Source organism: Ferrimonas balearica DSM 9799 (genome assembly GCF_000148645.1).
Lineage (GTDB): Bacteria > Pseudomonadota > Gammaproteobacteria > Enterobacterales > Shewanellaceae > Ferrimonas > Ferrimonas balearica.
Map to the genome: position 1 here is coordinate 719828 of NC_014541.1, position 20069 is coordinate 739896.

Below are 20069 nucleotides of genomic sequence, written 5' to 3' on the forward strand. Positions count from 1 at the left end.
CGTGATTGCACGATGTTTGCGGGTGCCCCATCCAGACTCTCCGAACGGCTATATTGGTTCGGAGCACAATGAACACACACACTTTTTCCCCTGTCTCTCTGACGGTTGCCAAGTTTGGCGGCACCTCGGTGGCTGACTATGCCGCCATGGATCGCTGTGCCGATATTATCCTCGCCGATCCCAGCGTTCGGGTTGTGGTGGTCAGCGCTTCCAGCGGGGTCACCAACTTGCTGGTGGCGCTGTCTGCGGGTGTGGCAGAGAACGACAAACGCCTGGCCCTGTTAGGGCAGATCGCCGCGATTCAGTACCAGATCCTCGATGCCCTGGGGCGTCCGGCGGAAGTGGCTGCCACTCTGGATCAGCTGCTGACCGAGATGGACAAACACAGTGCGTCCCTGGCTCACCTGCCTGGCGAACCGGCCAGGGTGGATGCCCTGCTGGCGCTGGGGGAGCAGTGTTCCTCGCTGTTATTTGCCGAGTTGCTGCGCCAGCGTGGAGAGCCGGCCCGAGCCCGGGATGTGCGCGAAGTGATGCGCACCGACAGCCATCATGGTCGCGCGACCCCTCAGCTGCAGGAGCTGGCTCAGCTGGCTCAGGGCCGCTGGGCCGTGGGGTTGAACGCGGAACGGATCGTGACCCAGGGCTTTATCGGGGCTGACGCCGATGGCAATACCACAACGTTGGGCCGGGGCGGCTCCGATTTCAGTGCAGCCTTGTTGGCCGAGGCGTTGGGGGCGGACAACCTGGCGATCTGGACCGATGTGGATGGGATATACAGCTGCGATCCCCGCTTGGTAAGTGGCGCCCGTCCCATCCCGGAGCTCTCCTTTGATGAAGCGGCGGAGATGGCCACCTTTGGCGCTAAGGTGCTGCACCCGGCCACCATTCTCCCGGCAGTGCGCTCGGGTTGCGCGGTCTTTGTGGGCTGCAGCCGCAGTCCGGAACTGGGCGGTACCTGGATCCGCAATCAAACTGAACTCAACCCGGTCTACCGGGCGGTGTCGTTGCGCCGCAACCAGACCCTGCTGACCGTACACAGCCTCAATATGCTGCATGCCCAGGGTTTCCTGGCGGAACTGTTCGCCATCCTGGCGCGTCACCGCATCAGTGTGGATTTGATTACCACCTCCGAGGTGTCGGTGGCGCTGACTCTGGATAGCACCGGTTCTGACAGTGGTGGCCGCGAACTGCTGACGCCAGCCTTGCTGGAGGAGTTGGGCCAGATGTGCCGGGTTGAGGTGGAGACCGGTCTGGCTCTGGTGGCGGTGATCGGTAACCGCATTGCGACCACCGCCGGAGTGGGCAAGCGGGTGTTTGAAGTACTGGAGAACCATAACGTGCGGATGATCTGTCAGGGGGCCAGTGCCCATAACCTGTGCTTCCTGGTGGATGGTAGCGAGGTGGATCCGGTGGTGCAGGAGTTGCACGGTCGATTGCTGGAGCAGGTATAAAAAGGGGCGCCGTATGGCGCCCCTTTTGGCTGATGAATCGTTGCCCTTTGCCTTGGTTACCGGATAACGCAGCCCGCCTTATTCAGCGGTAGGCTCGACGCCGACGGAAGGCCATCAGCACAGGCAGGAGCCACAGTCCGATGGTCAGGCTGCCCCCTCCTTTCTCTGCCGCTTCTTCCGTCTGTTTTTGAGGCGGTGTACCGGGAGATGTTCCTGAAACCACGTTGATACTGGCGGTTACTGGCTCGCTTTCGACGACCCCATCGCTGGCGACAACGGTGAAGGTCAGTGTCTCCTCCTTTGCTCCTTCCGCTAAGGTGATGACCAGCTTGTTGTCGTTTAATGTGTAATGGGCACTGGTACCGGAACGTTGCGTCGCGCCCCAATTCAATACGTCGTTGTCGGCGTCCTCTGCTGACAGCAGGATCTCGACTGTCTGGCCGGGGGAAGCGCTTTGCTCAGCGATGGGGTCGATGATCGGCCGGTCGTTAACGTTGGCGATCTCAATATTGATGTCGACGAACCCCCAGGTGGTCCCATCGCTGTCCAGCAAGCGGTATTGGAGTGAGTCGGCACCGTAATAGTCGCGGTTGGGCTGATAGAGCAGAAGGTGTTCCGCATTCATCTGCGCTGTCCCATGTTCGGGTTGGCGTACCAGGGCAATGTCATGGATTTCCGGATAGATCAAATCAATCAATTGCATGGCTTGCACCTGAACACCTTGATGCTTAGCGGCAAGGATAATTGGGACGTGTTTCAGTTGGCTGTGTAATTCCAACAGGTCAATGCGTAAGGGCACATCCTCCTGCGCCTGGAATTGCTGGTTTGTTTTGAACTCGGCCGCTTGATTGGCCAGGACAAGATCGATATCAACATGTCCGGCGGGCTGGGTATCCACCTTGAGAGTTTCGCCCGCTTTAGGCTCAAAGCCCTGGCCATTGAAGTAGCGAACGGCGCCATTATTCCCTTCTGAGTCTTCGACACCGACGGTTAACTGAGAGGGGAGGGGACCAAGCTGGTAGTAGGTCATCAGGTTGGTGCCCTTATTGGGGCCCGTACCCAGCCAAACACCAAAACTGTACTGTTGTGCTGAAGAGGCACCATAGGCCTGAACATCAATCCAATCGACGACCAGCCAGAGCGGCTCATTATCATCGCCGAGCACCTCATAAAGGTGCATTGAGCCGTTGCCGCTGGTGCTGCTGTATGCCTCCTCGTCCCCCAGCAAATTCAGGTCGGTCCAGAAGGGCGCGATGACGCCATTGGGCGTGTCGATATCCGGCAGTTTCTGATTGCGCCAGCCCGAGTTGATCTGGGTTTCTCCAATCACCAAAAAGCCATTACTGGACAGGGTGATAACCTCATAGTCATCGCCATTAAATTTGAATGGTACGCGGGCGCGATAAACCAGCGAGGCTTCGTCACACCCATCTGGACAGGGGACACGGTTGGTTTGGTGAGCTTGAGTTGCGATGCCTGGAACATGGGTTTGTTTGATGGCGATGAACTGGGTATCGAGAAGCCCGGTCCATCTGACCGCATTGAGTTCGTGGTCAATGTTGAGCTGCCCTCCGGAACTGCTGTTGCTCCGGATACGAATGCTGTCGTGATCGAAGGTCAAACTTTGGCTGACCTGCAGTTTAATATCGATCTCTTCGTGAAAGCTGTTGTTGGTGAAACGGGCGTGATAGTCGCTCTGCTCACCGTAACCCAGGCTGCTTTTATCCCCATACAGGGCCGTCATCCCTCTGTTGCTGGAAAGCGTATGCAGAATTGCCAGAGGCAGATGGGCATCACTGCTGCCTGAGAAGGTCAGTTCGCCAAAATGCCAGCGATCGGTCTCCATATGGAGTGAGTTAAATTTTACCGTTATCTCCTGTGCCACACCGGGGGCTAATAACACACGGGCTGGTGTGATGACGACTTCCGCATTCGGCAGTTGTGCAGATACCTCCCAGCTTGCTTCACGGTTTCCCCGGTTGGTTGCGACCACATTGAACTGGCACTGGGTCACACAATTTGGGTTGGTGTAGGAGGCTTTATCAAAGGTCAAAACGGCGCGTGCAGCGGCGTCCAGATCGAGTCTTCCTGCGCCCACATCAAAAGGCGTCGCCGCTGAGTTGTTATCCTCCTTACGCAGATTGTCCCGATGACTGGAGCTGGTCAGCGCGGTTTTGATCTCAATGGCACTCCAGTCAGGATGAAGCTGTCGCATCAACGCCGCTGCTCCGGCGACGTGGGGGGCGGCCATTGAGGTGCCACTGAGCATCGCATAAGACGAGGTCTTACCATTGGCTTGTTGTGTGGGGATGGCCGACAGGATGTTGGTGCCCGGTGCGGTAATGTCCGGCTTGAGAATATGGGGGTCGCCATTGGGACCACGAGAGCTGCTGGGTGAGATATGGTCGGCGAACGCTTTAGCCACCAGGCGGAGCTCCTGATCAGAGAGCGAGGCCATAACGGAGGCACCATTGTTGGCGATTGACAGGAGTGCGGCGCCATCAAATTGGCTGATCATGGCGGCAGGAATGGGAGATGAGTGCATCGCCATAGTAATGGGCTCGCCCGGCCGGTCGTTGAAAACCAGCATCGCGACGGCTCCGGCGGCGTGGGCGTTCTGGGCCTTCACGATAAAGCCGCATGTTCCCCGCTGAAGCAGCACTATCTGCCCCTGTAAACTGTTGGCTGAAAAGGGTTCACAGCCTTCAATATTGCTCAGTTGATTAATGGTGGCGATCGGAGCACGGATCTCCCGTTCGGTGAGGTTGGTCAGGGCGGGTGCAGCAACCATTGGGTCAAAGCCGTCTGGCTTTAAAAAGTGACTGATAAAGCGCCCATGAGAGCTGTTTGCCACAGTGATCCCGGCCTCGATGCAGCCTGGGCAGCCGATGGTGTTGGCACTGGGGCCGGAGTTGCCTGCCGAGTTGACCACCACGATGCCGGCGGCCTCAGCGGCTTCAATGGCGTCTTGAAATGGGGATAGGGCCGGATCCATGCCAACCGCGCCGCCCCAAGAGTTATTGATTACATCGGCACCATCATTAACGGCATGTTCAAGCGCCTGAAGCAGCATAATGTTGGAACCGGACGCGCCGTTAGGGTTGTTAGCAGAGGCATAAAGTGCCTTATAGACCATCAGATAGGCACCCGGAGCGACGCCTGAAAAGTCCAGCTGTTGTCCCTTAAACTCCGTGGTGACCGGGTTGCCGGCTGCGATGCCTGCGACATGGGTGCCGTGACCATTGAATCCCCTTGGACTCATATATTCATCTTGCCAGACTGGAAACGTTGGCGAGATCCAGCGGGCCGCGATCACCTTGTTGTTGCAAAAGGTGCTGTCGACGGTGGCGCAGTAATCGTCCTGGGGCCGGTGTTGTGAGGCAGGTTGAAAACCCTCATCGGAAAACATGGGGTGTTCGGGGTAGATGCCGGAGTCAATGATGGCGATCTTTACCCCTTTGCCAGCATGATTAGGCTGGCCAAGGCGCTCCCACAGCACTGGGGCGTTGATCAGGTCCTGAGAGGCATCCAAAGAGACGCTGTAATAACGTTCAGGAAAGACCGCTTTGACAACGGGAATCGCAGCAATCTCTGAGGCGTTGAGATTGCTGCCTGAGAGGACGACACCGTTCATCACAGTGCTGAATCGGTGCGCAATGCCGGCGTTAATGCCTTCGGTATTGAGGGCGTCTGACAGTGCACGATATTCTGTATTCAATTGCTCTTGATGTTGCCAAACCCGATCCCAGTGGTCGGTGTTCTGTGTTTGCGAAGTTTGCCAGGTAGCGGCCGAGCCGCGCACGCCCAAACTGATCAGCGGGGCGGACTGAAACTGCACAATAAACCGTTGCTGCTTTTGATTTGGGATTTCGGTTCGGAGTGGTGGCTCCCAATGAGTACGGGTGGCCAGCTGTTCAAAATGAGCGTAGGTGTTTATTGGCTGCTCGCCCCATGCAAAGAAGCTACAGCACCACACTGCAAAGGTGATGGAAAAGGCTATTTTGGTTTTGCTCATATTGGATCCCTGTCATTTCATCCCACCCAACTCGCACTGGGCGCATCCCTGCTCTCTCATCTGTTGCATTGTGACATGGCCAAAGGGCTGCTTTTGGGAGCCATTGAGCCGGTCAAGGAGAGCGTCAGGATTCAAGGGAAGCTGGGGGCAGGGACGCCGTTAGGATAGGTCGTGTGAAACGAGGAACCGAGGGGCAGAACAAAACAAAGGGCGCCGTTAGGCGCCCTTATTCATTGGTTCCGTTTAGTGGCTACGGCGGCGTATGGCGGCCAACGGAGTCAGCAACAGCACCAACCAACCCAGGCTGCCGCCATCGTCATCGGTGTTGTTGACGGTGACGGTGATGGTGGCGCTGCCATCACGGCCGCCATCGCTGGCGGTCAGCTGGAACACCAGCTCGGTGCGTCCCTCTACCGCAGGCAGTTCAACACGGGCCTGGGCCTGGCTGGTGCCGGACAGGGTGGCGGCGGGGCCACTGGTCTGGATCCAGCTCAGAGTCAGGGCGTCACCATTGGGGTCAGTGGCTTCACCGGCCAGAGTCACAGTCGTGCGCTCATTGGCGGTCAGGGTAGCGCTCTTGCTGCCTGCGATGGTCACGACCGGTGCCCCTTCCACTTCAACGGTACCGGCGGTTTCATTGCTCTCCGACTGAGTGCCATCGGCATCGGTTTCGGAGGTCAGAACCATGGAGATGGGGCCGCCGGTAAAGTCTTCGGCCACGGTGCCGCTGAAGTTGAATTCGGTGGGTTCAATGTTCAGCTGCTGGTCGAAGCAGAGCAGGGTGCCGTCGGCAATGTCCACGTTCAGGTCACCGATGGCGCCCTGGGGATCATTAAAGGCGTGATAGATCATCATATCCCCTGTGGTGCCGGTAGCGTCCTCGTAGCCGATGGTGGCGCCGAGGATGGAACCGTACTGGTGCTCCACATTGTCAAAGGCGACGATGATCTCGGGGCCTTCGCCAGCGCTGGGCATCAACAGGATCTCGACGTCCATCACGTCGGCGGCTGCGGCGTCGGTGAATTGGTAGTAGGTCACCAGGTTGTCGTACTCGATCAGGCTGATGTCGCCGGCTGCGGCCAAGGTCACTCCGCTGTTGCTGGCTTCGTCATACACCACCACCCCGTCCCGCCACAGGAAGGCCAACAGGTTGTTGGGGTCGAGCATGTCCGGCAGGGCCTGATTCTCGAAGGGCCTTTCACCGGCACTGTTGCTAAAGGTGATAAAGCCATCGTCACCGAAGTACAGGGTGTCGTACTGCTTACCCAGGAACTCGTGGCTGCGATCCCAGCCCCACAGCACATTGTCACCCTCCAGATCCGGATTGGTCTTCACCTCAATCAGGGTTTCCAGGTCGACGTAGCCTCCGCCCTGGCCAAAGTCCGGCATCACGCAGCGGGCGTCATCCGCGTTGCTGGTCATGGCGTAGCTGTGCAGGGGCACACCGGCCAGAGAGGGCATCAGCACGGTGGGCAGCGTCAGGGTGCTGCCGCTGAAGCTGGCCCCTTCCGGCAGGCTGGCTTCATCCACAATGATGCCGTCCGGCACAGTGAGGCTGATGTCGTAGCTGCGGTCTTCAATGTTCAGGTTCGGCTTGACCGTGACGGTGAAGTTGACTGGATCGCCCGCTTCTACCCGTGCGCCGTCTTCGAGGTTGCTGGAGAGAACCACATCGTCTTCACCCCGCTCCAGGTCGATTCGCATCATGCCGAGGTTGGTTTCGTCATCGGCATCGGTACCCAGTTCAACGGCACCGTAGAAGCGATCGCCCTCCATCATGTCGTCGTTCCAGAGGATGCGAAGATCAAAGGTTTCCAGTGCGCCGACGGTAGCTGGACCCTCAATGGTCAGGTTGTCCCCAGTGGTACCGTCCACCAGAGCCGTTGCCAGAGTGTAGGTGTCGCTGGCCCCTTCGGCGGAGGCGGCGTAGTTCTGTACCAGAATCCAGTAGTCACCCGCCTGCGGTGAGGCCAGGTCCACTTTCTCCATGGCGGTGCTGGTCGCACTGTATGCCAGCAGCTCTTCAGCCTGGGCCACACCATCACCGTTGGTATCGATGCCGACGAACAGGTCGAGGTCCGGAGAGCTGGAGGCCAGGATCTCAGCCACCATGCGTTTGCTGCCCTCTGCCACGGTCAGCAGCTGAACCTCAACACCATCGGTAGTGTCGTCAAACGGTGAGGTCAGGTCGCTGTCTTCGGCCAGGCTGCCGTCGGTCTGGTCGGCCTTGGTCAGGCCGTAGGAGGTCACCGTAAAGTCGGTGATCGCGACGGCGGTGATGTCCGGCAGCAGGATGCTGTCGGCATCACGGTGTGCCGTGATGGCCACATGGTCCGGCAGATTACCGGTGGAGGCAAAGGCGACGACCGGCATGCGCAGGGTTTCACTGCCGTTGCTCAGCTCGATGTTGCCCATGTTCCATTCGTTACGTTTGGCGTCCATCACATCGGCGGTGATCTGCAGCGTCTGGCTTTCACCGGCAGCCAGGGTGAAGCTGGCAGGTTCGACACTGAGGGTCATGCCCGCATCCAATGCCACCCCACTGGCGGTAAAGCTGCCACCCTGGGTGGCTTTAACGGTACGGGTCCAGCTGCAGCTACCGATGCAGTCGCCTTTGGCGAGGGAGGCCATATTGATCTGGCTCGGGTCACCCCCCTGAGCGGGGTCAGCGGCGAGGTAATCGTCGCGGCTCTCGTCCAGCACCAGCGGTGAATTGATCGCTTTGTCGATCTGGATCCGGCCCGCGCCCATGTCGAAGAAGTCAGCGCGGGTGCTGCCATCCTCTTTCCAGGCGGCCTGGGTCGCGGTCAGCATCAGCGCCGACTGCGCTTCCGCCGGGGTCCAGTCCGGGCGGGTACCGGCGATCAGCGCCAGCGCACCGGCCACGTGTGGGCTGGCCATGGAGGTGCCGCTGAGGAAGGCGAACTCGGCGCCATCCGGGGTGCCTTTGAACGGGGTGGTCGGGGCGTAGGCGGCGTAGATGCTGACGCCCGGGGCGGCCACATGGGGTACCAGCACATCCGGCACACTCGGGTTGGGGCCACGGGAGGTGAAGTCAGCGGCGATGTCCGCCACATTGGGGTTGGAACCGACGGTGGAGGCCGGAATGGCGGCGGTGTGGCCGTCTCCGGTGGCCAGCCAGGCTTTCAGCGCATCGCCGTCATTGGCGTCGATGTGCAGCGCCGGGATCACGTGGGCATCTGCGACAACACTGGTGGCACCGTCCTGAAGGTTGGCCAGGATAAAACCAGCAGCACCACCAGCGGCCACGTTCTGGCCCTTGGCGACGCGGGCAATCTCGCCACGGTCACAAATCACGATCTCGCCGTTAAAGGTGCCTTCGGGGAAGGGTTGCAGACACTGGGCAGGGTCGTTGTCCGGATCGTTGGCGTTGTCGAAGTCGCCGGCGTAGACCAGCGGTGTGGCCGCCAGCGCACCGGTGATGGACTTACCGCTGATGCCGGTCGGGACCGGCGTGTCGCCACCGGACAGGGTCAGCGACTTTTCGATGAAATCACGGTCATGGGTAAAAGCGCCCACTGAGGTCAGCCAGGGGTTGTCCCCCGGGGAGCCGACGGTAGCCGGACCGGGGCCGTCATTGCCGGCAGAGGTGGCCACATGAATCCCGGCGGCCCGGGCATTCAGGAAGGCGATGGACTCGCTGTCATTCCAGGGGTTACTGGAGCTGCCGCCGACGGAGTAGTTGAGCACTGAGATGTTGTCGGCAATGGCCGCTTCGACAGACAGAACCGCCAGTGAGGTAAAGCAGCCGGACAGGGGATCGTCGCTTTCGCCGGGCAGACAGGTCTGGAAGGAGACCACGTTGGCGTGCGGGGCAACGCCAGAGATCTGATCAAAGGAGAAGGTGCCGGGCTTACCATCGGCATCCAGTACCGGCACATCGTACAGCACGTTACCGGCGGTGGTGCCAGCGGTGTGGCTGCCGTGGCCGTTATAATCCTGGCCATTGGCGGGCACTTCACCCTGATACTCGTCAGTGATTTCCGGCCAGCTGTAAACGCCAACCAGTTTGGCGTTACACAGGCTGGCATCGGTCAGGCAGTCGCCTTTGTAAATGCCTTCGCCATAGGGGTTGGTGTGGGTGTAGCCATCATCACCAGTGGCGGCAAAGGAGCGGCTGTTGGTGTCTACGCCGGTGTCGAGGATACCGACGATGATCCCTTCGCCCTTGTACTCCACTCCGGTGACGGTGCCGTCCCAGACCTTATTGGCGCCAATCCAACCCGGACCACGGTCGGTGTGCAGCTCATGGCGTTTGTCGCGGGTGATGCTGCGAACGTCCATCATCTTGGCCAGCTTCATCATCTCGGCCTGGGTGCCTTCGACAATCATGCCGTTGAGGGCCAGCTGGGTCTGGGCCAGGACATTGAATGATCCGCCAAGGGTTTGGCTGGCCTTACCGATAAAGCGCTGCTGCTCATCCATCAGGTGGGCGCGGTAGTCGAGACTGGCCTGACTGCGAACATTGAGGCGAGGTTTGCCGTCCTGTCCGGTCAGTGCGTTGCTGCGATTGGCCTGGATGTTGGTGGCGGTCAGTCCACTGATGCCGCCTTTATAATTGGGCAGGGCCGGTGATGCTAACTGTATGATGTAGCGGTGCACACCGCCATCATCGTTAGGGTCAGCCTGGAATCGTTCGATGGCCAGAGGTGCGTGCTTGACGCGAGAGGCTTTGTCACTGATGGCGGCGGGTTTCAGCGGCGTATAACCCTGCGGTCCAACTTGGACCGCCGCCAGAGCCCCTGCGCTGTAGCAGGCTGCTGCGATGGCCAGTGCGAGTTGTTTTTTCATTATTTTCCTTCCATGTCGTAATGACTGCCTGACGACGACATCCTGTCTGGCATTGCGTTCAAAGAATGAACGTATGCTTTTGTAACATCCCACCTACATTAAGGCGAGCGCTTTGTTTTGGTGGCAAAGCGTTCGACAAAATGCTGCGTAACTTAAGCTTTACGGTGTCATCTACTGGTATAGGACGGAAATGGATCACTTTGCCATTTAAGGCGTCACCTGTCGCTGGATCGGCTGCTGCAGTGACAGCAGGGTTTCAGTGGACTGAATCTGTGGAATCGCCTGGATCTGATTGACCAATAGGTGGTGCAGGGCGTCGATGCTGCGGGTCTGGATCTTGGTAAAGATGCTGTAATGGCCGGTGGTGTAGTAAGCCTCCACCACCTCCGGCAGGGCTTGCAGTTTGGCCAGCACCTTTGGGTAATCGCCAGCGGCTTTGAGGTTGATCCCGATAAAACAGCACACCTGATACCCCAGCGACTTCGGGTCTACCATCGCTTGGGTTCCGGTAATGATGCCGGCCTGTTTCATCTTCTCCACCCGCACATGCACGGTACCGGCGCTGACGCCATGACGTTTGGCGAGTTCGGCGTAGGGCACCCGGGCATCCTGCTGAAGGGCGCTCAACAGCGCTTTATCGAGATTGTCGATTCGATAATTTTCGGTCATTTTTCCGCTCCGGATTTAACGATCATGGAATGAAATCGGCATTTCATTAAGGATAATTTTTCAATGTCAGTTTTTCTTTGATGATCTATTGATGAAGTGGTTTTGGCAATGAAGAATCCTCTGCACGAACTGAGTTTTTATGAGGATTCACCAGCATGAAACGCGCCTACATCGAGAAACAGCAAAAAATCGCTCTTATCCGTGACACCTTTGCCCGGGAGCTGAGCGCGCGTTTGAATCTGCTGGAGGTGCAGGCCCCGATTCTCAGCGAGGTGGGCAGCGGCATTCAGGATGGCTTGTCCGGAACTGAGAAAGCGGTGTCTGTACAGGTAAAGACCCTGCCGGAGCGCCGCTTCGAAGTGGTGCACTCACTGGCGAAGTGGAAGCGGGCGACCCTGGGCCGTTACCAGTTCGGCCCTGGTGAAGGGATTTTGGCGCAGATGAAAGCCCTGCGTCCGGACGAAGCGATCCTGGGCCCGAAGCATTCGGTCTACGTTGACCAGTGGGACTGGGAGCAGGTGATGGGCCGGGAGGAGCGCACCCTGTCCGGCCTGAAAGCGCGGGTTGAGGCGATCTGGTCGGCCCTCAAGGCCACTGAGGCCGCCCTGCAAGCCCAACACGGTATTCCGGCACAACTGCCTGAAACGCTGACTTTTATGCACGCTGAAGCCCTGCGTCAGCACTACCCGGATCTGCCGGCGTCTGAGCGGGAGCGCCGTATCTGTCAGGAGCTGGGGGCGGTCTTCCTGATCGGCATCGGCGGCGAGCTGGCGGATGGCCAACCCCACGACATGCGGGCTCCGGATTACGACGATTGGAGCAGCGAAACCGAACTGGGCCGTGGCCTCAACGGTGACCTGCTGGTGTGGAACCCGGTGCTGGGGGATGCCTTTGAGCTCTCATCCATGGGGGTGCGAGTCGACAGCCTGGCGCTGCAACACCAGATGCGCGTGGCGGGCAGTGAATCCGGCCTGGCCCAGCCGTGGCATCAAAGCCTGCTGGGTGGCCAGTTGCCGCAGACCATCGGTGGCGGCATCGGTCAGTCACGATTGGTGATGCTGTTGCTGGGCGCCGAGCACATCGGCCAAGTGCAGTGCGGAGTGTGGGCGGAAGCGTGCCCGAGCCGCCTGTAACGGCCCGGGCCGAGACTCAGGCAAACGGCGCGGCGGCTTCAAAGCGCAGCGGTTGGCCGGAGTAGGGCTGTTTGATCTCGAGGGTGTGGGCGTGCAGCAACAGTCGGTCGGCGGCGGCCAGTGCCTCACCCTCGGCATAAAAACCGTCACCCAGAATCGGGTGACCCAGCGCCAGCAGGTGCACCCGAAGCTGGTGTGAACGCCCGGTGATGGGGGTCAGCTCCAGCAGGCTGGAGTGGTCATCGGTACTGAGCACGCGGTAACGGGTCAGTGAGGGTTTGCCGGTGTCGTGGCAGACCTTCTGCTTGGGCCGGTTGGGCCAGTCGCAGATCAGCGGCAGGTCGATCTCCCCTTCCGGCTGGGCCAGGTGGCCCCACACCCGAGCCAGGTAGGTCTTGCTGGTTTCCCGGTCGCGGAACTGGCGTTTCAGCTCCCGCTCGGCGTTCTTTCGCAGCGCCAGCACCATCACCCCGGAGGTGGCCATATCGAGACGGTGCACGTCGTAGACGGTGCCGTAGCGCTCCGCCACACGAGAATAGACGCTGTCACGGTGGGCCGGATCCCGGCCCGGCACCGACAGCAGTCCGCTCGGCTTGTCCACCACCACGATATCTTTGTCTTCATAGAGCACCGTCAGGTAGGGCTCCATCGGTGGCTGGTACTGAAACTCCGTCATGATCTGGTTCGGGCTACTGTGTCAGAAAGGGGCGCACACGATATGAGAAGGGGCGGTGGGATGCAAGTCAGAACAGGTCGCCGCCGGTGGCGTGAAGCAGACAGAAGGTCCACACCACAAAGGCCAGTGGCAGGTGCACCAGAGCGTAAAACACGGCGTCGAGTTTGCCCATCGCCTGATCATCCACAATCAGGTACAGATGCAGCAGGCAGATGATCGGCAGTGACGCCACCAACGGCCACACCACCAGGGCTGAACCCGGCAACAGCAGGCGCCCCAGCAGGGCGATCACCACCATGGATGCGGTGAGCAGCGGAGCCGCACCAATGCGATAGTGAACCGGGTACCATTGCAGCATCTGTCTCTCCTTTTACACAGGCTTGCGAGCGATCAACCGGGCGGTGGCCCGATCCGGATTGCGCCATATTCCTTCACGGTAGTGGATAGGCGTCATGGAAGCAAAGACCTCCGCCAACTCATTCGGTTCCAATAAGAACGCGGGATTGTTGGGGCGACCGAAGGCGCGATTGGCGGTGGTGAAGGTTTCATAGATCAAAACCCCACCCGGTCGCAGGGCCGCCATCAGGTCGGGCAGCAGCGGTCGGTGCAGGTAGTGACACACCACAATGGCATCAAACTGACGCTGGCCCAGCGGCCGCGCCGTAGCCTCCAGGTCCAGTTGCCACAATACGCCGTTCAGGCGCTCTTCGCTCAGGCGAGCCTGGATGGCTGACAGGGCCTCACGGTCGCGGTCGGCGAACCACACCACATGCCCGGCCCGGGCCAGGGCCAATCCATTGCGGCCGTAGCCACAAGCCAGGTCCAGCACGGTACTCTGCGGTGCCAGATGCGGCATCGCGTCAAGCACCAGCTGCGCCGGTGTCTGGCCCTGATGACTCATCCCTTGATCTCCTTGCCACGCAATTCACGGCGGTGCCAGATGGAGTAGTGGCGCAGCTGCGATGGGCCATGGGCGGTGATGACAGACATCAGCACGATGATGCTGAACAGCTCCGCTTTCCATTGCGGCAGCGGCACACACAGTGCCAGCAGCGCGAGCTTTACCAGGGTCAGCACCCCTTTCATCTGGACCAGGTAGAGGCGGCTGCGCCAGACCTCCCACAGCAGCAGCGCGGTGCCGGATGCCATGGCGAGGATCCACCAGTTGCGCCACATCTCGATGGGCAGGGCGAAATAGAATCCGCCGGCAGCGCCGCAAAGGCCGAGAACGTGGAGCGCGCGCAGAGTGGTTTTGCCGAAGCGCAGCAGGTAGAACTGGGATTGGGTGGGTTGTTGGCGCATGTGCGGGCCGGAATTCAGGACAGGTGTTGGCGACGATAGTACCCTCTCACCCTCAGGTGTGTGAAGGGACTCACAAATCCCATGCGCTTGCCGCCCGGGCAGGGAACTGCCAGAGTAGAGTGCAATCACATATGACTCTCTTCAGCATATTTCAGGACGCATAAAGATGAAGAAAATTGCCCTTGCACTGCTGGCCGCTGGCCTGGTTTCCGGCGTTGCTCAAGCCCAACCGCTGGACCACAAGCGCATGCTGGCCACCATGGGCGGTGTTGACCAGCCCACCATGGCCAATCCGCACGGCAGCCCGCACGGAGCGGCGCCCATGCAGGACGCCGTCCTGACCGGTGAGCTGGACCCCAATAAACTCATCTTTGAACTGGTGCCGATGGGTCGCAGCTACCTGGAATACCAGGTGGATACCGCCGCACTGGCGCCGCTGCAGGGCTATGACAAGCCGACCGAAATCACCGTAGTGGTGGGCACCTGGTGCGGCGACTGCCATACCCATACCCCGGCCTTCATCAAGATCATGAAAGCGCTGAACAACGCCAACATCCAGGTGCGTTACATCGGCGTGGACAAGCAGGGTAAAGCCGGTGACGTCTCCCTGGACAGCATCGAGTTTGAATCCATCCCCACCTTTATTGTCAGCCAGGGCGGCAAAGAGATCGGCCGCATCGCTGGTGCGCCGAAAGCCTCTCTGGAGCAGGATCTGGTCGCCATCCTGACCCAGTAATCTGCCCCCGCCAACGGCGCCTTCCGGCGCCGTTGGCACTTTGCTCCCATTTGCTTTAGTATCCCCCTCGCTGAATCGGCCCCCTTGGCCCGGTTCAAGGTTGCGTTGTGGTGCGGCACACTTCCTGTGCGTCTCGCCTGGGCCCTCTCCGGCCCCCGTTGACTTAACGTAACCCCCTTCTGTCGCGGTCATCGTTCCGTGTTCATACGCCCTTCGGCGTCTTATATCGCGCGTTTTTGCGTTCATTTGAGTCAGGCCTGCGTGCCACTGGGATCCAGGACGGATCGGCGTTGCCTATTGCTTATTGGGCGATGGGATTGGGCGTGGTCTGACGGTCTTGGTGAGCGGGAGTGCAATGGCTCCCGCGTAAAGAGGAGCCTTTTGAATGATCACCAATTGGGAGCTGTTTACTGATTTTGGTATCGCGGGGGGGCTACTGTTGTGCGGCAAACTGCTGCGTGCGCACATTACCCTGCTGCAAAAGCTCTATCTGCCTGCGGCGTTGATCGCAGGTCTGTTGGCCCTGCTGTTGGGCTCTGCCGGTCTGGACTGGCTGCCCTGGAGTGAGCAGTTTGCCAGCAACGCCAGCATCCTGACCGTGGTGCTGTTTGCCTCGCTCGGCCTGGCCACCGATTTTCCCTCGGCCCGAACCCTGGTGACCCGTTGCGGTAGCCTGTGGACCTTTAACCAGCTGGCCAACGTCGGCCAGTGGGCCTTTTGTGCCCTGATGGGGCTGGCCCTGATGACCTTTATCTGGCCCGGTCTCAGTCCCGCTTTTGGCCTGGTGCTCTCCGCCGGGTTTATGGGCGGCCACGGCACCGGTGTGGTGGTGGGGGAGACTCTGGGCAGCATGGGTTGGGAGGATGCCCTGACCCTGGCGCTGACCACCGCCACCGTGGGGATATTCGTCTCCATCCTGGTGGGGCTGCTGCTGATCCACCTGGGCCTGCGTAAAGGCTGGATCACCGATTTCGCCCGCTTTGAAACCATGAGCAAAACCGCCCGCAAAGGGTTGGTGCCGGCCGACGAACAGGGCCACCTGGGCCGGGAAACCGCCGCCTCCATCTCCATCGACGCCCTGGCCATGCATGCGGCGTTGCTGATCGCCGTTTCGGTGGCCGCCTACCACGCTGCGGTTTACCTGTCCGGTTTCCATGAACTGGTGCGGGTGCCCGCCTTTGTTACCGCCTTTGGCCTGGGGCTGGCGGCCCGAACTGTGCTGAAAAAGCTCGGTGGCAAAATCTATTTTGACGACAAGATCTTTGGCCACTGTACCGGCACCGCCAGTGACTTTCTGGTGGTGTTCGGTATCGCGGCGATCAAGATCACCATCCTGCTGAACTACGCCGTGCCGCTGATCCTGATGGTGCTGCTGGGCATCGTCTTCAACCTGATGATGGTGCTGGTAGTAGCCCCGCGGATCCTGGGGGAGAACTGGTTTGAGAAAGCGGTGTTTTCCTGGGGCTGGCTGACCGGCACCGTAGGGATGGGGATCGCCCTGCTGCGCATTGTCGATCCTAAGATGCGCTCCCGGGTGCTGGATGACTACGCCATCGCTTACGTGCCGGGGTCGCTGGTGGATATGGTGATGATCTCGCTGGTGCCGGTTCTGATGATGAAAGGGATGGCGTTTGAGGCGATCAGCGGCATGCTGATTTACCTGCTGTGCATCGGCCTGATGTGGCGGGTGATCAAACGGCGTCAGGCCGCACTGCAGCCAGCGACAGCCTAAGGGCACCGAGCGCCGGTATCACGGCGAAAAAACCCGGAATTGGGCGTTTTTCACTCGTGCAGCGATAGCGCATATCGGGTACAATTTCGGGTTTGGATCTTCACCTCGTTTGTAAAGAAAGAAGCAGGACGATCATGTTCGAAATCAATCCGGTGCTGAACAGCATCAAGGAGCTGTCTGAGCGGACAGAACTCCTTAGGGGGTACCTTTGACTATGACGCCAAACAAGAGCGTCTGGAAGAAGTAAACGCGGAGCTGGAGCAGCCCGACGTCTGGAATGAGCCTGAGCGCGCCCAGGAGCTGGGTCGCGAGCGCAGCAACCTGGAAGCGGTGGTGAAAACCATCAACGACCTGGATCAGGGCCTGGAAGACGTCCGTGAGCTGCTGGACCTGGCCGTGGAAGAGCAGGACGAAGAGAGCTTCGAGGAGGCCAAGGCCGAACTTGAAGGTCTGGAAGCTCAGCTGGAGAAGCTGGAGTTCCGTCGTATGTTCTCCGGTGCTCAGGATGCCAACGACGCTTACCTGGATCTGCAGGCCGGCTCCGGCGGTACTGAAGCGCAGGACTGGTGCAACATCCTGCTGCGCATGTACCTGCGTTGGGCGGAAGCCAAGGGCTTCAAAGCCGAGATCATCGAAGTGTCCGAGGGCGAAGTTGCGGGCCTGAAGAGCGCCACCGTGAAGATTTCCGGTGAGTACGCCTTTGGCTGGCTGCGTACCGAAACCGGCGTACACCGTCTGGTACGTAAATCGCCGTTCGATTCCGGCGGCCGTCGCCACACCTCGTTCTCCTCGGCGTTCGTGTATCCCGAAGTGGATGACAACATCGACATCGAGATCAACCCGGCCGACCTGCGTATCGACGTATACCGCGCTTCCGGTGCCGGTGGTCAGCACGTAAACACCACCGAATCTGCGGTGCGTATTACCCACATGCCGACCAACACCGTGGTGCAGTGTCAGAACGAACGTTCTCAGCACAAGAACAAAGACCAGGCGATGAAACAGTTGAAAGCGAAACTGTTTGAGCTGGAGATGCAGAAGCAGAACGCCGAAAAACAGGCGGCTGAAGATGCCAAATCCGACATCGGCTGGGGTAGCCAGATCCGCTCTTACGTGCTGGACGATTCCCGCATCAAGGATCTGCGCACTGGCGTGGAAACCCGCAACACCCAAGCGGTGCTGGACGGGGATCTGGACCGCTTTATTGAGGCCAGCCTGAAGTCTGGTCTGTAAGGATTGAGAAGATGACTGAACAACTGCAAGACGAGAACAAGCTGATTGCCGAGCGCCGTGGCAAGCTCGATCTGATCCGTCAGAACTGCAAAGCCAATGGCCACCCCAACAGCTGGCGTCCTGAGCACAAAGCCGCTGACCTGCAGGCCGAATTTGGTGAGAAGACCAAAGACGAACTGGAAGTGATGGCCACCACCGTGTCCATCGCCGGTCGCATCATGGCCAAACGTGGCCCGTTCCTGGCGATTCAGGACGTGTCCGGTCGCATCCAGTCCTACGCCTCCAAAGAGGTTCAGCAAGAACTGAAATCCATCGGCGGTCTGGACATCGGCGACATCATCGGCGTTAAAGGCCAGCTGCACAAATCCGGCAAAGGCGACCTGTATGTCGACATGGCCGAATACCAGCTGCTGACCAAAGCCCTGCGCCCGCTGCCGGAGAAGTTCCACGGTCTGACTGACCAGGAGCAGCGCTACCGTCAGCGTTACGTGGACCTGATCGTCAACGAAGAGTCCCGTAACACCTTCAAGGTGCGTTCCAAAGTGATCGCCGCGATCCGTCAGTACATGACCGACCGCGACTTTATGGAAGTGGAAACCCCGATGATGCAGGTCATCCCGGGTGGTGCCTCCGCACGTCCGTTCATCACTCACCACAACGCCCTGGATCAGGACATGTACCTGCGCATCGCGCCGGAACTGTACCTGAAGCGTCTGGTCGTGGGTGGTTTCGACCGCGTGTTCGAGATCAACCGTAACTTCCGTAACGAAGGCCTGTCGCCGCGTCACAACCCCGAGTTCACCATGATGGAGTTCTACATGGCGTACGCGGACTATCGTGACCTGATGGACCTGACCGAAGACATGCTGCGCACTGTGACCGAACAGGTACTGGGTTCTGCCAAGGTGAAGTACGGTGAAGAGGAGTTTGACTTCGGCGCACCGTTTGCCCGCATGTCCATGCGTGAAGCGATCCTGAAGTACAACCCGGAAGTGACCCTGGAGATGCTGAGCACCTTCGAGAGCGCTTGCGAAGTGGCCAAAGACCTCAAGATCGAGGTTGAGAAGTCCTGGGGCCTGGGTCGTGTGATCACCGAGATCTTCGAAGAGACCGCTGAGCACCGCCTGATCCAGCCGACCTTCATCACCGAGTACCCGGCCGAAGTGTCTCCGCTGGCTCGTCGTAACGACGACAACCCGGAGATCACCGATCGCTTCGAGTTCTTCGTCGGTGGCCGCGAGATCGCCAACGGCTTCTCCGAGCTGAACGACGCTGAAGATCAGAAGCAGCGTTTCCTGGACCAGGTGAAAGCCAAAGAGTCCGGTGACGACGAAGCGATGTTCTTCGACGGTGACTACGTGACCGCACTGGAGCACGGCCTGCCGCCGACTGCAGGTCAGGGCATCGGTATCGATCGCCTGGTGATGCTGTTTACCGACAGCCACACCATCCGCGATGTGATTCTGTTCCCGGCCATGCGCCCGCAGGCGTAAGTCACCCGCAATGAAAAAGCCCGCCCATTGGCGGGCTTTTTTTTGGTTCATCGCATATTTCCGTGGGAACCTTGGCTCCGAGCCCGTTTCCACGTACCGAGCCATTGCCGGGATGCCCCGGCGGGCACCAGAAGGGCGTTGCCCGGCTGCGCGCCCCGCTCTTGACACCCCTGCCTCCGGCGCGGCGAAAGCCCTTCGCTCCCACTCCTTCCCGTTCAGCACTGGCCAGACTCGCATCCCTGCTCGACTGGCACTCGGGCCATCCCTGGCCCTCGGCTTCACTCCCAGTCGTTCCCGCTCAGCGCCGCGAGTCGGCCTTTGGTGGACGGCTGAGCCGTGATAGCTGGGTGCTCATTCTTATTCGGAAACAGCATCAGTCCCTCAAGGCGAGCAGAGGCCATGAAAAGGTATTTTGTTGGAGAAGTCGCTTCTGTCTTCTTTCCCCGCTAATCCGCGAAGAACCTTTTTTTGCCCGGCGCTTCGCTCACCAGTGCGCCCCAAAATGCTCTGGTCGGTCCAGCGGGAAGATGACTGACAGCGTTGGACAAATTTGCGGAATGAACTGCCTGGCGAGTTGAGCGTGGGCTATTGATGCTCTTTGTTGGGCCATGTCTGGTGTGATGTAAATATCGGGAAATTGACGCCAAATCTTTGTTGTTGAAAGTGTTTTTGCGGTGGCCATACCATCCGCTGGCGTATGCGGTGCACCGCATACCGACGTGATAAAGGCAAACCCGGCGAAAGCCGGTGACGCAAAGCCACCGGCCTAAGGTGCCCCTGTAGGGGGTGCGATGGCAGCGGGGCTACCGCAGAAACC

General features: G+C 59.6%; 13 protein-coding genes and 1 riboswitch. Of the genes, 6 read left to right on the forward strand and 7 right to left on the reverse strand.

Annotated elements, in window-relative coordinates:
* Positions 1-68: 68 nt before the first annotated feature.
* Positions 69-1451 carry a lysine-sensitive aspartokinase 3 gene (lysC, locus tag FBAL_RS03425; RefSeq protein WP_013344181.1) on the forward strand — a complete coding sequence of 461 codons (1383 nt, stop codon included), beginning with the start codon at positions 69-71 and terminating at the stop codon, positions 1449-1451.
* Between the two features lie 82 nt (positions 1452-1533).
* Here the strand turns inward: lysC and FBAL_RS20705 are convergent, their stop codons facing one another.
* The 3 genes from FBAL_RS20705 to asnC form a co-directional block, all read right to left on the reverse strand.
* Positions 1534-5466: a S8 family serine peptidase gene (locus tag FBAL_RS20705; protein ID WP_013344182.1), complete on the reverse strand. Its 3933-nt coding sequence runs from the start codon at positions 5464-5466 to the stop codon at positions 1534-1536.
* A gap of 243 nt (positions 5467-5709) precedes the next feature.
* Positions 5710-10278 carry a S8 family serine peptidase gene (locus FBAL_RS03435; protein ID WP_013344183.1) on the reverse strand — a complete coding sequence of 1523 codons (4569 nt, stop codon included), beginning with the start codon at positions 10276-10278 and terminating at the stop codon, positions 5710-5712.
* A gap of 207 nt (positions 10279-10485) precedes the next feature.
* Entirely contained in the window at positions 10486-10947 is a 462-nt protein-coding gene (asnC, locus tag FBAL_RS03440; protein WP_013344184.1) for a transcriptional regulator AsnC, read from the reverse strand.
* A gap of 155 nt (positions 10948-11102) precedes the next feature.
* Here asnC and asnA point away from each other — a divergent pair, with 155 nt between their 5' ends.
* Positions 11103-12080 (forward strand): aspartate--ammonia ligase, encoded by a 978-nt coding sequence (asnA, locus tag FBAL_RS03445; RefSeq protein ID WP_013344185.1) that lies wholly within the window; start codon positions 11103-11105, stop codon positions 12078-12080.
* A 16-nt stretch (positions 12081-12096) separates the two neighbouring features.
* Here asnA and rluA read toward each other — a convergent pair whose 3' ends face one another.
* From rluA to FBAL_RS03465, 4 genes are all read right to left on the reverse strand, one after another.
* Entirely contained in the window at positions 12097-12756 is a 660-nt protein-coding gene (rluA, locus tag FBAL_RS03450; protein WP_013344186.1) for a bifunctional tRNA pseudouridine(32) synthase/23S rRNA pseudouridine(746) synthase RluA, read from the reverse strand.
* A 67-nt stretch (positions 12757-12823) separates the two neighbouring features.
* The gene (locus FBAL_RS03455; RefSeq protein ID WP_013344187.1) at positions 12824-13114 is read right to left on the reverse strand and encodes a hypothetical protein; all 291 of its coding nucleotides are present in this window, start codon (positions 13112-13114) and stop codon (positions 12824-12826) included.
* 12 nt (positions 13115-13126) lie between these two features.
* Positions 13127-13657: a class I SAM-dependent methyltransferase gene (locus FBAL_RS03460; protein WP_013344188.1), complete on the reverse strand. Its 531-nt coding sequence runs from the start codon at positions 13655-13657 to the stop codon at positions 13127-13129.
* A complete protein-coding gene (locus tag FBAL_RS03465; RefSeq protein ID WP_013344189.1) occupies positions 13654-14058 on the reverse strand; it encodes a hypothetical protein in 405 nt (134 codons plus the stop codon). Before FBAL_RS03465 ends, FBAL_RS03460 begins: the two co-directional genes overlap by 4 nt.
* Positions 14059-14224: 166 nt before the next feature.
* Here FBAL_RS03465 and FBAL_RS03470 point away from each other — a divergent pair, with 166 nt between their 5' ends.
* From FBAL_RS03470 to lysS, 4 genes are all read left to right on the forward strand, one after another.
* Positions 14225-14794 (forward strand): thioredoxin family protein, encoded by a 570-nt coding sequence (locus FBAL_RS03470; protein WP_013344190.1) that lies wholly within the window; start codon positions 14225-14227, stop codon positions 14792-14794.
* Positions 14795-15179: 385 nt separating this feature from the next.
* Positions 15180-16526, forward strand: coding sequence for a sodium/glutamate symporter (locus FBAL_RS03475; RefSeq protein ID WP_013344191.1), 1347 nt, complete (start codon positions 15180-15182; stop codon positions 16524-16526).
* A gap of 134 nt (positions 16527-16660) precedes the next feature.
* Positions 16661-17759 (forward strand): peptide chain release factor 2 gene (prfB, locus tag FBAL_RS03480; protein ID WP_013344192.1). Its coding sequence is split into 2 segments (ribosomal slippage): positions 16661-16735 and positions 16737-17759, totalling 1098 coding nucleotides; the frame shifts between segments, so codons are not numbered across the junction.
* An 11-nt stretch (positions 17760-17770) separates the two neighbouring features.
* A complete protein-coding gene (gene lysS / locus FBAL_RS03485; protein WP_013344193.1) occupies positions 17771-19252 on the forward strand; it encodes a lysine--tRNA ligase in 1482 nt (493 codons plus the stop codon).
* A gap of 717 nt (positions 19253-19969) precedes the next feature.
* Positions 19970-20063, forward strand: a riboswitch (cyclic di-GMP riboswitch).
* Positions 20064-20069: the final 6 nt, after the last annotated feature.